Annotated in this window: 12 protein-coding genes and 1 pseudogene; 2 read left to right on the top strand and 11 right to left on the bottom strand. The window is 37.6% G+C overall.

What is annotated here, in order from left to right; translation table 11 throughout:
• Window positions 1–123 precede the first annotated feature (123 nt).
• From H4J39_RS03535 to H4J39_RS03500, 8 genes are read right to left on the bottom strand one after another with little or no spacing between them, the layout of a single operon-like run.
• Entirely contained in the window at window positions 124–930 is an 807-nt protein-coding gene (locus tag H4J39_RS03535) for a sterol desaturase family protein (protein WP_182226021.1), read from the bottom strand.
• Window positions 923–1621: a CDP-alcohol phosphatidyltransferase family protein gene (locus H4J39_RS03530; RefSeq protein WP_182226020.1), complete on the bottom strand. Its 699-nt coding sequence runs from the start codon at window positions 1619–1621 to the stop codon at window positions 923–925. The genes H4J39_RS03535 and H4J39_RS03530 overlap by 8 nt, the downstream gene beginning before the upstream one ends.
• Before the next feature lie 35 nt (window positions 1622–1656).
• Window positions 1657–2295 carry an ATP-binding cassette domain-containing protein gene (locus tag H4J39_RS03525; RefSeq protein WP_182226019.1) on the bottom strand — a complete coding sequence of 213 codons (639 nt, stop codon included), beginning with the start codon at window positions 2293–2295 and terminating at the stop codon, window positions 1657–1659.
• A gap of 34 nt (window positions 2296–2329) precedes the next feature.
• On the bottom strand, window positions 2330–4081 hold the full coding sequence (locus tag H4J39_RS03520) for an ABC transporter permease (protein ID WP_182226018.1): 1752 nt from the start codon (window positions 4079–4081) through the stop codon (window positions 2330–2332).
• Complete coding sequence (locus H4J39_RS03515) at window positions 4078–5406, bottom strand: ABC transporter substrate-binding protein (RefSeq protein WP_182226017.1); 1329 nt, start codon at window positions 5404–5406, stop codon at window positions 4078–4080. Before H4J39_RS03515 ends, H4J39_RS03520 begins: the two co-directional genes overlap by 4 nt.
• Complete coding sequence (locus H4J39_RS03510; protein ID WP_182226016.1) at window positions 5393–6271, bottom strand: DUF547 domain-containing protein; 879 nt, start codon at window positions 6269–6271, stop codon at window positions 5393–5395. Before H4J39_RS03510 ends, H4J39_RS03515 begins: the two co-directional genes overlap by 14 nt.
• A gap of 1 nt (window position 6272) precedes the next feature.
• Window positions 6273–8438: an FAD-dependent oxidoreductase gene (locus H4J39_RS03505; protein ID WP_182226015.1), complete on the bottom strand. Its 2166-nt coding sequence runs from the start codon at window positions 8436–8438 to the stop codon at window positions 6273–6275.
• Between the two features lie 39 nt (window positions 8439–8477).
• Window positions 8478–10841 (bottom strand): TonB-dependent siderophore receptor, encoded by a 2364-nt coding sequence (locus H4J39_RS03500; protein WP_182226014.1) that lies wholly within the window; start codon window positions 10839–10841, stop codon window positions 8478–8480.
• A gap of 203 nt (window positions 10842–11044) precedes the next feature.
• On the opposite strand from H4J39_RS03500, the gene H4J39_RS03495 reads away from it, so the two are divergent.
• Complete coding sequence (locus tag H4J39_RS03495) at window positions 11045–11458, top strand: hypothetical protein (RefSeq protein ID WP_182226013.1); 414 nt, start codon at window positions 11045–11047, stop codon at window positions 11456–11458.
• Window positions 11459–11998: 540 nt separating this feature from the next.
• On the opposite strand, the gene H4J39_RS03490 is transcribed toward H4J39_RS03495, so the two are convergent.
• The 3 genes and pseudogenes from H4J39_RS03490 to icd all read right to left on the bottom strand — a co-directional run bounded on the left by H4J39_RS03490 (window position 11999) and on the right by icd (window position 14428).
• Window positions 11999–12181: a hypothetical protein gene (locus H4J39_RS03490; RefSeq protein ID WP_182224995.1), complete on the bottom strand. Its 183-nt coding sequence runs from the start codon at window positions 12179–12181 to the stop codon at window positions 11999–12001.
• Window positions 12182–12427: 246 nt separating this feature from the next.
• Window positions 12428–12935 (bottom strand): annotated as a pseudogene (locus H4J39_RS19080) (cold shock domain-containing protein).
• A 242-nt stretch (window positions 12936–13177) separates the two neighbouring features.
• Complete coding sequence (icd, locus tag H4J39_RS03475) at window positions 13178–14428, bottom strand: NADP-dependent isocitrate dehydrogenase (protein WP_182226011.1); 1251 nt, start codon at window positions 14426–14428, stop codon at window positions 13178–13180.
• Window positions 14429–14739: 311 nt separating this feature from the next.
• Between icd and H4J39_RS03470 the strand changes: the two genes are divergently transcribed.
• A complete protein-coding gene (locus tag H4J39_RS03470) occupies window positions 14740–14976 on the top strand; it encodes an RNA-binding protein (RefSeq protein WP_182179390.1) in 237 nt (78 codons plus the stop codon).
• The last annotated feature ends 10 nt before the right edge of the window (window positions 14977–14986 follow it).

The raw sequence follows: 14986 nt of genomic DNA, 5'->3' as shown, positions 1-14986 counted from the left end.
CGGCTTTCTACATTCGAGTCATTCCCTTTTAAAGAGAATTCAGATTATATTTTTATATATAACAATCCTTTAGAGTAACTCGTTTATTATAAAGTCCCTCATAAATTAGGGGGACTCAATGCATTACTTACTCTTGAATGGCATAACTAACAAGGCCCATAGCGAGGAGTTTTGTTTTTCTAACGGGTATTCAACTAATCCGATCTTAATATTACCATCATGCTTACTTGCTTCACCTTTATAGCTACCGAATAGTTTGTCCCACCAAATAACACTAAAACCATAGTTTGAATTAGTTTCTTTAACCACTTGGCTATGATGAATACGATGTAAAATTTGGGTCATTAAAATTAAACGTAAAGGTTTTTCAATCACCCTAGGTAAACGAATATTAGCGTGATTAAATAAAGCTAGTCCATTTAAAGCAATTTCGAAAATAAGTACAGCAATAGCAGGAATACCTAAAGCGACTACAACAGCCAATTTGATTAAAATGCTTAATACAATTTCAATGGGATGAAAACGTAAACCTGTACTCGTATCTACATGCGCATCCGCATGATGTACACGATGTAAACGCCATAACATAGGAACTTGATGAAACAGTCGATGTTGCCAATAAATCAACACATCTAACAGTAATAAACTTAATACAATGGTTAACCAACTAGGTACATTAACATCTGTGTAAAAATCTTGATTAAACATACCGATATGTTGTTCAACGTTATATAAAGCAATGGCTGTTAAACCAATAGGTATGGTTAAACGCGCCAATACAGAGGATGCAAACACCAATCCAAAATTAGCAAGCCAACGTTTAGTCTTTTTAATAGGAGACTTACGTGCAGGTTTTTGCCATTCAAGTAGTAGCATTATAGTTAGTACACTAAAAAAACAGCCTAAGCGCCACCAAATTTCATTAGTCACTTTTCACCTCTTCATCATCAACAGTATGCGTGTTTGAATGACTCTCTAACAAGGGGTCACTTTCTTTCAACAATGCTTCTTGTGCTTTCAGTGTGTTATAACCGCCATGTATACGCGTAAAAATAGTAATGATACAAGCAGCTGAAAATATAAACGCTAACAACGAAAAGTGATGAGGCCAAATACAAAAAGCAATAAATAAGGCAATGGTTTCTGTACCTTCGGTTAGTCCATTTAAGTAATAAAAGCTTTTGTATTTAAATTGTGGTTTATCAATTTTGAATTTTTCAGCAGCAATAGCAAAGGCTAAAAAGCTTGATCCTGTACCAATAAAAGTCGCGAGTAATATTGAACCTGCAATACCATTTAATTGAGGATCAGCAAAGATAAAGCCTAGTGGAATCGCGGCATAAAATAAAAAATCTAAGGTGATATCTAAGAAACCACCGGCGCTTGAACTTTGATTAGCATAACGAGCAAGAGCGCCATCTAAACCGTCTAAAATACGATTAACAACAATAGCAGCAAGCGCCCAATACCATAACTGAAAAGCTAATAATGGCACGGCTAACATACCCACGATAAAACCATAAAAAGTCAGTTGGTCTGCGGTAATATTGCGTTTATGCAATAAGCTAACAACAGGTGTTAACAAAGGTTTTATAACGGGAGTGATATATTTGTCTAACATACAACTTACTCTGTTTAGTAAAAATCAATAAATGCTTAAGCTAATTTACTTAAGGTAATAATTTTTCCATCAGCTGCTTTAGCATCGCTATGATCATGTGTCACCATAATCGCAGGCAGTTGATGATATCGTATTTGTTCAAACACCAATTGTCGGGTGTCTTCACGTAGTTCTGAATCTAGCTTACTGAAAGGTTCATCAAGTAAGATAGCTTTAGGCTCACTCAATAATACTCTAAGTAATGCTACACGCGCTTGCTGACCACCTGAAAGGTTATCAGGATGGCGATCAGCTAAACCTTTTAATCCCAACTGCTCTAACGATGCTTCAATTTTTTCAAGGCGTTGTTTTTTATTACCTTGAGGCATAGCAAAAGCAATATTACCTGCCACTGATAAATGAGAAAACAACAAAGCGTCTTGATACAAAACGCCAACATGACGTTGGTGTGCGGGAGTAAACGTAATATTTGAGTCATTTAACCACACTTCCCCATCAGCATGAAAGCCAGATGGTAGCGCACCCGTTAGCCAGTTAAGTAAACTTGATTTACCACTGCCCGATGGCCCCATCAGTGTGAGGATCTCACCACCATTAACTTGTTCGTTCAAAGTAAGAAGTAGCTCGTTTTGACGAAACAATTGTAAATTCTTTATATGTAAAGATGACTGCATTTAATAACCTTAACGATGCTAGATATATTCATTTTTAACGGTGTGCAACTTTGTAAATAAACTTGGGTAAAAGCCACGCCAATATAAAACCAATAAGCGGTAATAACATTTGCATAAGTGCGTATACAGCACTAGTACGTCGGCTTGCACCATTAGCCAAAGTAATAGCTTCGGTGGTAATGGTACTTATACGACCTCCTCCTGCTAATAATGTTGGCAGGTATTGACCAAAACTTATCGCTAAACCTAATGCCGCCGCAATTAATATAGGCGAAAATAGTTGTGGAAGTTTTACCTTTAAAAATACTTTACAAGGTTTAGTTCCTAAACTGGCAGCAACAATAGCGAAACGTGCATCTAATTGTCTGTAACTACTGGCTAATGATAAAAAAACATAAGGTAAAACAAATAATAAATGCGCTATAACCACATTAATATAACTAATAAAGCTAACTTGTACTGCCATTAATTGCTGTATCCATACCAGGCCAAATAAAAAAGCAATGCTAGGAACAAGCAAAGGAATATATATAATTAAGCTTGTAAAACGTGAGAGTAACTTGCCCTTTATTTGCTCTGACTCTAAACATAAAAGTGTTAAAGAAATAGCGATTAATGTCGTTATTATACCAATAACAAGTGTATTAACTAAGGGCTCACCCATTTGCTTTGCAGCACTTTGCCAATGCAATAAGGTCAATGAATCAGGTAAGGCGTTAGGAAAACGCCAAAAGCCTGCAATCGACCACAACACTAAACCAAGTAAAGCTAAACCAATAAAGATAATAACTAATACCGTTATAGCCCCTGTAATTTTTTGCCAATAAGCGCCACCGTATTCGCGTCTGCCATTCGTTAAAAAGTCACCAAATAACCCCTTAATCGTTTTTTCACCTAAAAGCCATATAGCTAACAAGCCACCCGTTAAAGCTAATTGAAGTAAAGCCCCTGCGGATGCTTTAATACGTAAGTTTAAATCGACATCGCTTAACCATTGCATAATCGCCACTGCAAGGGTTGGTGGAGTATTAGGTCCTAATATAAGCGGCATTTCGACACTTGAACTGGCATAAGCTAATACAGCCAAAAGCGGTAAACGTAATAACGGATATAGGCTAGGTAGTATGACTTTAAAAAAGGCTGTCATCGGGCAATAACCTAAGTTAAGCGCTACTTTGTGTTGTTGTCGTAACTTCTTACCTAATTCAGGTTGAGCTAAAGCCCCTAAAGCCATTAATAATAAGAATGGTAGTTCTTTAAGAGTTAAGCCTAAAATGATACTGATACCGTAAGGATCGTGCGGAAAAATTCCATTAGGCGCAAATTCCCAAGCACTTAACCAAGGAGAAAATAAACGAGAGAACATACCAGATGGCGCAATTAAAAATCCAACCGCAATCGCTGCCGCCGCATGAGGAATAACTAGAATAGGACTTAATATTTGTTGGATACGGTTTAACCAAACGCTATTAAAAAATGCTGCTAAGATCATCAAGCTAACGGCAAAAGCGAGTAATGTACTCACTAAACCTGTGGCGATACTTAAGCCGATCATTTGGCCGAAACCTGAAGTTTGCCAAAGTGCGTTAAACCCCTGTAAGCCAAAATCATATTGACCTAGTGCAGGAGCCCAGCCAAAGGCTGGAAGCAAAACACCCACTAAGCCACCAAATACAGGCACAATTAATAAAAGCACTAGAAACTTAGGGCTGAATTTAACCATACGTGTAAACCAATCGGTAGAATGGTTTAACCGATTGCCGTTTTGAATGTTTTTCTGAGTCATCGAGTAACGCCATAACGTTGCTGCCAACCTAAAGTTATGGCTTTAACCCAACTTGGATGAGGTTCACTTAACGTACGCGTAATACTATTAAATGATAACGCACTGGGATGTGGCTTTTGTGTTTTAAATAAATTTTGTTGCTCTGCAGTTAACCTTGAAGCAATGAGCACCGTTTTATCGCCCCACACTTCAGCTTGTTGTTTATAAGCTTGTGCTTGTGGACTAAGTAAAAAATTCGCTACAAGTTGTGCACTTTCTGCATGGCTAGCATTATAAGGAATGCCGACAAAGTGCGTATTACTTAAACTACCATCTGCCATGGCATAGCTACGAATACTTTGAGGTAAATCGTAACGTTTTACTGCTGCAGGAATTTCAGGACCCGAAAAAGTAAAAGCTAAACTTAACTCGGTATCATCAACTAATCGACGCATCTCAACACCTGTTTGCATAAAATGTTTACCTTTACGCCATAAGTTAGGATGTAAGTTGTCTAAAAATGTCCATAAAGGCTGCAATACTTCCTCTATGTTTGCTGATGTTGTTGGCGCATAAAGAGGATCTGGATGACTTTCACCATTGAGAATTGTTGATTTTTTATCTTCTAACGTATTAACATTTTCTTGATGTAATACCACTAAAGCATACTTTAAGAAGCTTAAGCCTAAAAAATCTGGTGGCTTTGGATAACTAAATCGCCCTGGATTTTTTTTTGTCCAAGTTAACAATTCATTTAAGTCTTGTGGAGGCTTTAACGTAGCAATTCTATCGTAATAAAATGTAAGGGATGCTTGTCCCCAGGGAGATTCCATCCCTTGGGTCGGAACTCCAAAATCTAGAGTAACGGCAGGATTATTCAACGGATCTGTTAGCCTAAAATTAGGTAATTTATCCGCCCAGCCTTTTAATAAAAGGGAGTGCTGAGCCATAGTAGAAAAGTTAGCACCGTTGATCCAAACTAAATCAACATTGCCTTGAGAATTATTATTTGCCGATTTTTCAGCTAACACACGACTTACCGCTTCGCTGGTATCGCTAAGTTTTACGTGTTGTAAGTTGATTTGATATTTTTCTTTAACTTGCTGAGCAACCCATTGAATATAGGCATTGATTTGAGCGTCTCCACCCCAAGCATGAAAGTACACGGCTTGATCAGTCCCTTTGCGTTCAATATTTTTCCAGTGTAATTGTTGAGCAACGCTATGAGTTGTAGCCGCAAGAACACTGGTCATTATTAACACATAAAGTGAGCTTATTAAAATGCAAAACGCGACACAAATATAATTGCGTCGCGTGATGTGCTGCAAAGACTTAATGCTGTGCATTTAAATCCCAATTGTAATCTAAAAATTCTATAGCCATTTTACCGTTAGTTAGCGCTTGTTGTTGATCGGGTGACAAATTAAGTTCTGCAGAATACTGCAGCATAAACTTCGCTAGAGTATCTGCGTTTTTGTAACCCTTTTCAAAGTCTCCTCGGTACCATTTAAAAATAGATGAAACGCTTAACGTATTACCTTTAGCAAAATTACGTGTGCTATCAGCAAGAAAACGTACGGTTTGCTCTTCAAGTTGTTGTGCTAACTTATCAGCAGTAAAAGCTTCTTCACGTAATGCCGGACAGCCAATACTTGCACAATTTACAGCAAAGTGGATTCGGGGATCGCCATAAACAGCTTTGCCATCGCTATCTACTGCACCGCGAATTAACTCATGCTCTACGTTATCTAAACTGCGTTTTTCACCTAACAAAGAGACAAACTTTTTACTCCATGGCGAACTAAAGAAACTGCCTAAGTCTTTAATAGAATCAATAGCAGGATACTCACTCAAAATAAGATCAACAGTCCATGCATTGTAAGCATTAATTAGAAAAGCCAATTGCTTCGACTTTTCCCATGAATCAAATTCACTTTGCGTAACAACACTTAAACTATCTAAGTATACTTTAAGCTCGCTGTATTGCTTTTTAATGCCAGCGTAATTCACTTCAGTGCTGTGACCATTATTTATTGCCACTACATTATTGTTAAGTAAGGTATTCCAAGACTCATGCAGGTCACTCGTTTGTGTTACCGTTTGAGCAGTAACTACTGATGATGCAAGTAGTAGAGTACTTAACACAAATGCATTAAGTCCTGACTTTAAACGTGTAGATGAAAACCGTGTATATGAAAATATAGTTGACATATTAACCTCTGCGCCAAGTGTGGTATTTTTCAAGCCAGTTTAAAACCGTTTTAGGTGCGTGAGCTCTTTTCCACTCGCCCGCTGCATACTTATTACCTTCAGCCCATGTGGGGTAACTATGAATAGTACCTAAAATTTTGTTTAAACCTAAACCGTGTTTCATTGCTAATACAAATTCAGCAATTAAATCACCTGCATGCTCAGAAACTACCGTAACACCTAATATGGTGTCTTTGCCTCTAGGTGTAATGACTTTAATAAAGCCTTTCGTTGCGCTGTCAGTAATTGCACGGTCAAGTTCTTCAAATTCAAAACGTGTTATTTCGTAATCTATGCCTTTATCTTTTGCTTCTTGTTCATTAACCCCAACGCGAGCAACTTCAGGATCAATAAAAGTAGTCCATGGAATGACACGATAATCGACTTTAAATTTTTTCAAGTTACCAAATAAACCGTTCACCGCTGCGTACCAACCTTGATGAGCTGCAACATGGGTAAACTGGTAAGGACCTACAATGTCGCCCGCCGCAAAAATATTCGGATATAACGTTTCTAAATATTCGTTTGTAACGATAGTGCGATTAGTTTCTATACCTAATTCTTCAAGACCGTAACCTTTAAGGCGTGCACTTCGACCTACTGCACATAAAAGCTCGTCGTATTCAACTTCAATTTCTTCGTCTTTTCCTTCATTAAGGCGTTTCACAATAATGTATTTTTTACCGTCGCGTGTTTCACAACGTAATGCTTGATGCGAGGTTAAAATGTTAACGCCACTTTCTGTTAAGGCTTCGTGAGCAAAAGTAGACACTTCAAGGTCTTCTTTGATCATAATACGCTCTGCCATTTCAATTTGTGTAACGTTAGAACCTAAACGAGCAAAACTTTGTGCTAATTCGCTACCAATTGGGCCACCACCAAGAACAACAAGTTTTTTAGGCGCCTCGTCTAATTCAGCAAACTTACTCCATAGCGTATCACTTGTTACGTAACCTGTTTCTTCAATACCAGGTAATGGCGGAACAAATGGACGTGCACCTGTTGCGATTACAATAGTACGAGCCGTTAATGTTTGTGTGCCCCCATCATTAAGTTTAATTTCAACAGTCCACGGGTCGATTAACTTACCATAACCTTTTACCACGTCTACACCTAAGTTTGTGTAACGCTCTACACTGTCGTGTGGTGCAACATCAGCTATAACTTTATGAACACGGGCCATTACTTTTTTGAATGAAAATTGTGGCGTCGCGTTTTCAAGACCGTAATGTTCGCCATGGCGAATTTGCTCAGCCACTTTTGCACTTTTAATAATCGCTTTACTTGGAACACAACCGTAATTTAAACAATCGCCGCCCATTTCGCCGGCTTCAATAAGGGTTACTTTAGCTTTTACAGCTGCTGCAATATAACTCGTAACTAAGCCACCAGCACCGGCACCGATTACAATCATGTTGCGGTCAAATTTCTTTGGTTTTCTATAATTTTTATATACACGACGTTTTTTAAACACGCTAATTATCCCTTTTGCAACAAGTGGAAAAACACCTAATAAAGCAAACGATAAAATTAGGTTTAATGATAATATGCCCGATAAACTTTCAATTTGAGCGAGCTGAGTACCGGCATTAACGTATACAAATGTACCTGCAAACATACCTATCTGGCTTACCCAATAGAACGTCCAAGATTTAATCGCGGTTACACCCATTAACAAATTAATCAAAAAGAATGGGAAAACAGGAACTAAACGTAAAGTGAATAAGTAAAAAGCCCCTTCTTTCTCTACACCCGCGTCAATAGCGGCTAAGCGCTCTGGGAACTTATTTTTTACAGAGTCACGAAGTAGGTAACGCGATACTAAAAATGCTAATGTAGCACCAATGGTCGAAGCAAAAGAAGCAACTAATAAGCCTTCAACCAAACCAAATAAAGCCCCTGCTGCTATCGTTAAAATTGCCGCGCCAGGCAATGATAATGCGGTAACAATTACATACAATAAGAAGAACCCCCCAATAACGAATAACGGAGATTGTTCACGCCATTGACCAAATTGGTCCATTGAACCTTTTAAACCATCAAGTGTTAATAATTGGTTTAAATCATAATAAAAGAACAAGCCAATAACGGCTGCTGCAATGACAAGTAAAGCTAATTTTTTAATCATGTTATCTCTTTATACTTTTTTATTTAAAGTCTATTTCGTTTAAAAATTATGGCTAACGGTTAATTTCGCGTTAATGGGCAACTCAGGAAATACCAAGGTTGCGCCAAAGTAACCGCCTTCAAATACAGGACGCCAATTTTTTTCATTCGTTACATTGTTTACATCAAATCGTAATTTAGTATTTGGTGTAAATGCGTAGCTCGTATTCATGTTTAATGTGTATTGGTCACGGATCTTAACTGTCGCTAAAAAGTCTAATGGGTAACTCTTTGTATATAGACCTGAAAAACCAATTTGCCATTCAGAATTTATTGAATAACTTCCATTAAAACTAAAAGATTGTTGAGGAATTCCTTGTACTTGCCTATTTGATGGCGCAAAAGAGGTAAAGCTTGGCGCGCCAACACTGGTTCCTTCAATAATATCTGGACGTGAATTATCAAACGCGTCAGCTATTTGAGCGGAATCTTGGCTACTTGATGAATTGTCGTAACTTGCATCAATATAGCTATAACCTACACTCACCCAATAGGGATAGGCATCGTAAAAAAACTGGCTTTCAAAACCTTGTGTGCGAATACCTGTATTACTTCCGTCTCTGTTACGCAAGCTACGGCGTTGGCTAAATACTGCACCATCTGCATACCAATCGTTGTCTGTTGGCGCGTATTTTAAACCAAATTCAACTAACGTATTTTCTGTCGCAAAATTTTGCTCACTTATGGTGTTATTGCTACTTAATGCGGTACCACCTGCCATGCTGTTTGAGGTGGCTTCGTTATAACTAGCCGTACCATAAAAGGTATAATCACTCGTTAGTGTATAGTTAAAACTTGCATGGGCTGAATGCAACACTTCGTTAATGCTGTCACTTGCTGCAATTTGACCATCTGGCGCAATAGGATCCTGTGCTTTCACATCATAAAAGTCAGCTCGGTAACCAATAGCGGTATGTAAATCTCTTGTCCAGTCTGAATCGTGTTGAATTGCTAAACCTGTTTGTACAGAGCGAGAATCAGTGGTATCAGATAAGTTAAAATCACCCGCATCATCATTGTTTATATCGTATTGCGCACCAGGCGATACAAAAACACCGGAGCGAAGTTCAACTAAGCGCGCTTGCTGTTCAGCGGTTAAAGGGATGCGACGATTTGAAAGAGCACCCGTTAAATCAATAGGTGAATCAGCTTCTGTAGTAAATTGGCTATAACCAAGTACTTTGTTATAACGAACATCTAGGGCAAAAATAGTTTGCTGATCACTATTCCATAAATAAGTTAACTCAGTTCTATTTTGTGCGGTGTCTGCACCGTCGATAATTTCAACAAAACTGTTTTGTGCAATTTCTTCACGTTGTAAATGTTGAAAGTACGTTGTGTTTTTAAGAGATAAACTTGGAGAAATTTCACGTTTATAAATACTGTGAAATAAATAAGTCGTTGCTTCGTTTAGATTATCAGGATCGGTTAATACTGTGCTACGAGGTAATTGTATTTGCCCCTCAGGAGAAACAATAGCGCCTGCAGCAGGAACCGTACTGCCGTTACTTTGCACACCTTGGCCAGTTATATATAAGCCGTGGTCAATTAACGCTTGTGTAGGACGGTTAATACCTGCGTTATCAGTAAACTCAACTTGGTATAATTCAAAGTTTACGTCCCAGCTACTTTTATCATCAGGTAAAATACGCAGTGCTGCATATAAACTGTCGCTTTTCATGCCTGCATAATCATAAAAGCTGCCATTATCGATATGTTCAGCGCTTACTCTAAAGCCCACTTTATCTTTTACAATAGCACGGGTGAAATCAAGTTGTGCACGGTGTTGATCCCAGCGCCCTGCCGATAAATTAATTTTACCTTTGCTTTCATCAGTTGAAGCTGTTTTAGAATGTAAATTGACGAAACCACCATTACGTTGGCTTGAACCAAATAAAACTGGCGGAGCACCTTTTACTACATCTATTTGTTCGACTGAGTTAAATGACAGCGGAACACCAAAACCATTATTACCCGCTTGTCGACGAGTACCATCTTGGAATAATTCACCTAATTGACCCCGTATAGTTGGTAAACTTGGCGCGCCAAAACCACTTGCCGAATAAGTATTAGGGCTAACTGCAAGAACGTCTTGTAATGTTGTGATATTAAGCTGCTCGATAAGCTCACTTGAAATAGGAGTCACTGAACGCGCGATATCTTTTAATGCCAAATTATCGCCAAAGGGACCATCAATAGAAGTATCTTTTACTGACAATCCCTGAGAATTACTCGCCTTACCGAGAACTTCAATAACTTCAATAACTTCTTCTGTGACTGTTTCTTCTTCAGCAAAAGGCGCTGCATTAACAACAGGGATATTTAATATAGTGGCAATTGATAAGGCTAAATATGCGTGCTTCAAGTGGTTACTCTCTTTATATGTATTAGTTATATTAATGGTGTTTCTTATATTCGTTGATTAAGACCTAACACGAGCAAAATATCTTTCAAAAAAAATTTATTATGAGTCATTTAATAAATTTAATTTTATTTGAAAGAAAAAAATATCAATACGGTCTATGTAAATTCACAGTTTTTTTAATCATTTTTAGGAAGTTAAACTTTATGAGTCATACAATTAGCTCAGATACACAAAATCGCATTCAATGGTCTTTATTCTCATTACGTCTTGGTGTTTTTATAGTAATGATCATGTGGACCTTAGATAAATTTGTTAATCCAGGTCATAGTGCAAAAATATTTGAGCACTTTTATGGCTTAAGTGGTTCAAACGATTCTATCGCGTATATACTAGGTGCATTACAGCTAATACTAGTACTTGCCTTTTTAGTGGGTATTAAAAAGCGTTTGACTTACGGCGCTATTTTTATAATGCATGGTCTATCGACTATATCTTCATATAATCAATACTTAGATGGTTTTAATAATTTATTGTTCTTTACAGCATGGCCTATGTGGGCTGCTTGTTTCACTCTTTATTTGCTACGCGATTTAGATGTTAAATTTGCAATTAAATAACATGATTACAATTGTGTTGATAGCCTCAAGGGTTTTCCTGATGCAATTAATACGCTATTTCTGCAAGCAAAAGTTAAGCTCGCATTGTTGATATGGAAATACTCAATAAAATAAGTTCTGTTGAATAATTGTAAAGCGGTGACGGATGATTTGAAGTGAGTAGATCAGTCAACGACAGAAGAATCGTTACTTGAACTCGAAACATTTTGTTCACGCTTAAATGATAAGTCCTCCCAATCAGTCGGTCTTAGCGAGCACATTGGGGGGGATTTAAATACACTATTCAAATACCCTTAAGACATTCGAAAAGTGATTAAGAAGGGTTAGCTGTTTTCTGCTGATGATTCAGCGAGGAAAGGGGTTACTTGCGATAGATGCAGCATCAAAAAAAATAGACTATGCCTATTAGAAACAGGAAAAACGGTCTTGAATCGATTTATGATTTGATTCAAGACCATTTAAAGGACTTTATTTAAAACAGGCAGTTACAAAAAATCTATTACAGGGTCAATATCGCTTAAACTGGTTTAACAATTTTTTTCAATTTAGTTCTAAGTATTTAAAGCCCGTTATTTTCTCGCTTGTAATATGTGCTTTCGCTTCTTTTCTATCAATAAAAACACGAATACCAGCAGAATCTAATGCTTGTAGCACAACGTTATGATCCTCTAGTTCCTTGTCAACATAGCCAAACTTATCAAGTTTGTACTTAAGCGTAGCCACACTCATGAACTCTTTATTTTCAAAGCAGTAAAATTTAAGATTGTTGGATGTGTTGGTAATAGCCCACATGGTATTTTAGTTCCTTTTAGAACATTTTGAATAAGTCGATAGCCGAATAACAAATTATTCCATATTCCCGCTAGCTAAAATAGATTTATATTTCATTCGCATGATCGTTGTTCAGGCTTTGTGTGCGTTGTAGGCTATTTTCATTGGCCCATGGTAAGAACCTACCATTGAAAAGATTTAAAAGCGTGAATCCTTTTCACAAGGAATACCGTCTCCATCACCATCCATTTTCGTGTTTGGACAATGCTGTGTGAAGTACTCGGCTTCTGAGCGCGAGGTCATTTGGCTACAGTGTTGCCTACCATCACATGAAAACTGTGAATTTTCACTTGAAAAAGAACTGACCGGTAATGAATGGCTCGATGGTGATATTGAATGTTGTGGCGCTGAACTTGAAGGCGCTAACCCTAATCGTTGAAATACAAAAGCGCCGATACCGATGAATACGCGGTTTATGTCTTTGAATGACTTTAACTGCAACACCTTCAATACGACAATTAATGGCTTTGGTTTTACCCGTGGCTTGCTTTTCTATGTCAAAGTAGATGAAGTCGCCTACTTTAGGCTTTCTACTCATGCTTTTTAGTGAGGATATATGAATAAACGTATCTTGATTAAGTTCACTCGATTCAATGAAGCCAAAGCCTTTATTCTCTTTCCAGCTTTTGAGCTGTCCTTTGTACATTACGATCCTAGACCTATGATAGATGATACTTCTAAACGATTAATTCGAGAGTTAGTACGAAGGTCTGCTACATACAGTAAAATAAGCATTAGGCATCTATCACTTAACGTTAAATAACATCCCGCTAGATTGAAGTTTTAAATCCTAAAATTCCATTTAAAGCTTGTTCTGTCGTCAATATCTCAATGACCTTCATTAAAAGATGCTCAGTCGCGCACTGCCCGACTGAGCATTTTAGCAGGTTACATATGGTCGATAATGCAATCGCCAAATTCTGAACAGGTGACTAATGTCGCACCGTCCATTAAGCGTTCGAAATCATAAGTAACTGTTTTTGCATTAATAGCTCCTGACATTCCTTTAAGTAGTAAGTCAGCCGCTTCAACCCAGCCCATATGTCTTAGCATCATTTCAGCTGACAAAATAACAGAGCCTGGGTTGACCTTATTCAAGCCAGCATATTTTGGTGCTGTGCCATGAGTTGCTTCAAAGATGGCAATGTCGTCATTCATATTCGCGCCTGGTGCAATACCAATACCACCAACTTGTGCAGCTAAGGCATCAGATATATAGTCCCCGTTCAAATTTAAGGTCGCTATTACACTGTATTCAGCAGGTCTTAATAATATTTGTTGTAACATTGCATCAGCAATAACATCCTTGATGATAATCTCTTTGCCAGTTTTTGGGTTTACAAATGAACACCACGGCCCCCCTGCAATAAAGTCAGCACCAAATTCATCACGTGCTAATTGGTAACCCCACTCTTTAAAGGCGCCTTCGGTATATTTCATGATATTGCCCTTGTGTACTAAGGTCACCGACTCTCTGTCGTGATCAATAGCATACTGAATGGCTTTTCTCACTAAACGCTCAGTACCTTCTTTAGACACTGGTTTAATACCAATGCCACAGTTTTCGGTAAAACGAATTTTTGTCGCACCCATTTCTTCAATTAAAAAATTAATCATTTTTTTAGCTTGTTCAGTACCGGCTTTATATTCGATACCTGCATAAATATCTTCGGAGTTTTCTCGAAAGATAACCATGTCAACTTCACTTGGCTTTTTAACCGGGCTCGGCACACCAGTGAACCATTGCACTGGGCGCTGGCAAACATAAAGATCTAATATTTGTCTTAGGGCTACGTTTAATGAACGCATACCGCCACCTACAGGTGTCGTTAAGGGCCCTTTTATTCCTACTTTATATTGTTTAAACATGTCTAAGGTTTCATCAGGCAACCATGTTTCTGAATCGTACACTTGTGTTGCCTTTTCCCCTGCGTAAACTTCCATCCAATGAATTTTACGTTCACTGTTATAGGCTTTTTTAACAGCAGCATTAACAACTTTTATCATCGGTGGTGTTACATCGATACCGATACCGTCACCTTCAATAAAAGGAATAATTGGATTGTTAGGGACACGTAGTTTTCCGTTCTCGCTGGTAATGGCTTGACCGTCTGTGGGGATTATTACATTTGTAGACATATACGATTCCTCTTCTTTTGCAAAATAACATTAAGGGCTTTTGAACTTAACACCTAGATTATTTAAATTATGGATAAAACTGCTTGTTTTAGTATAGGTTATCTTCCCTTTAACGTTAAAAATAAATGAAAAAGAGCTTCAGCACTAATACAGAATAGGTGATATCGACTATAACGACGGTGAATAATTCAAACATTCGTTTAAATTATGCGTTTGAAAGGCATTAATAACGGTTAATGAAATAAAATAGCTTGGTGAATGTAAACTATCTTGAGATAATTACTTTTAATATTATTTTTATAGGATTGTTGATGAAACTATTAGTACGTAATTTATCTCGCTCTACAACCGAACAAGAAATTCGGATTTTATTTTCAGCTCATGGTGGTGTCACCGAATGTACTTTAGTTTTAGATCAAGAAACGGGAAAATCTAAGGGTTTTGCTTTTGTTGAAATGCCGACTGAAGCTGAAGCTAAAAAAGCGATCAAAGCGCTTCATGAAACTAGAATTGGTAGTAACAGAATTAGAGTTAAAATATCTAAATAATTTCTAGCGT

Source organism: Colwellia sp. Bg11-12 (assembly GCF_014076955.1).
Taxonomy (GTDB): Bacteria; Pseudomonadota; Gammaproteobacteria; order Enterobacterales; family Alteromonadaceae; genus Colwellia_A.
The sequence above is the reverse complement of the archived record's forward strand: the minus strand, read 5'-3'. Positions and strand labels throughout refer to the sequence as shown.

What these genes read in the sequence shown, in the direction of transcription:
- H4J39_RS03530 (WP_182226020.1), bottom strand. Translation starts at nt 1,621, where the DNA reads ATGTTAGACAAATATATCACTCCCGTTATAAAACCTTTGTTAACACCT.
- H4J39_RS03525 (WP_182226019.1), bottom strand. Translation starts at nt 2,295, where the DNA reads ATGCAGTCATCTTTACATATAAAGAATTTACAATTGTTTCGTCAAAAC.
- H4J39_RS03520 (WP_182226018.1), bottom strand. Translation starts at nt 4,081, where the DNA reads ATGACTCAGAAAAACATTCAAAACGGCAATCGGTTAAACCATTCTACC.
- H4J39_RS03515 (WP_182226017.1), bottom strand. Translation starts at nt 5,406, where the DNA reads ATGCACAGCATTAAGTCTTTGCAGCACATCACGCGACGCAATTATATT.
- H4J39_RS03510 (WP_182226016.1), bottom strand. Translation starts at nt 6,271, where the DNA reads ATGTCAACTATATTTTCATATACACGGTTTTCATCTACACGTTTAAAG.
- H4J39_RS03505 (WP_182226015.1), bottom strand. Translation starts at nt 8,438, where the DNA reads ATGATTAAAAAATTAGCTTTACTTGTCATTGCAGCAGCCGTTATTGGC.
- H4J39_RS03495 (WP_182226013.1), top strand. Translation starts at nt 11,045, where the DNA reads ATGAGTCATACAATTAGCTCAGATACACAAAATCGCATTCAATGGTCT.
- icd (WP_182226011.1), bottom strand. Translation starts at nt 14,428, where the DNA reads ATGTCTACAAATGTAATAATCCCCACAGACGGTCAAGCCATTACCAGC.
- H4J39_RS03470 (WP_182179390.1), top strand. Translation starts at nt 14,740, where the DNA reads ATGAAACTATTAGTACGTAATTTATCTCGCTCTACAACCGAACAAGAA.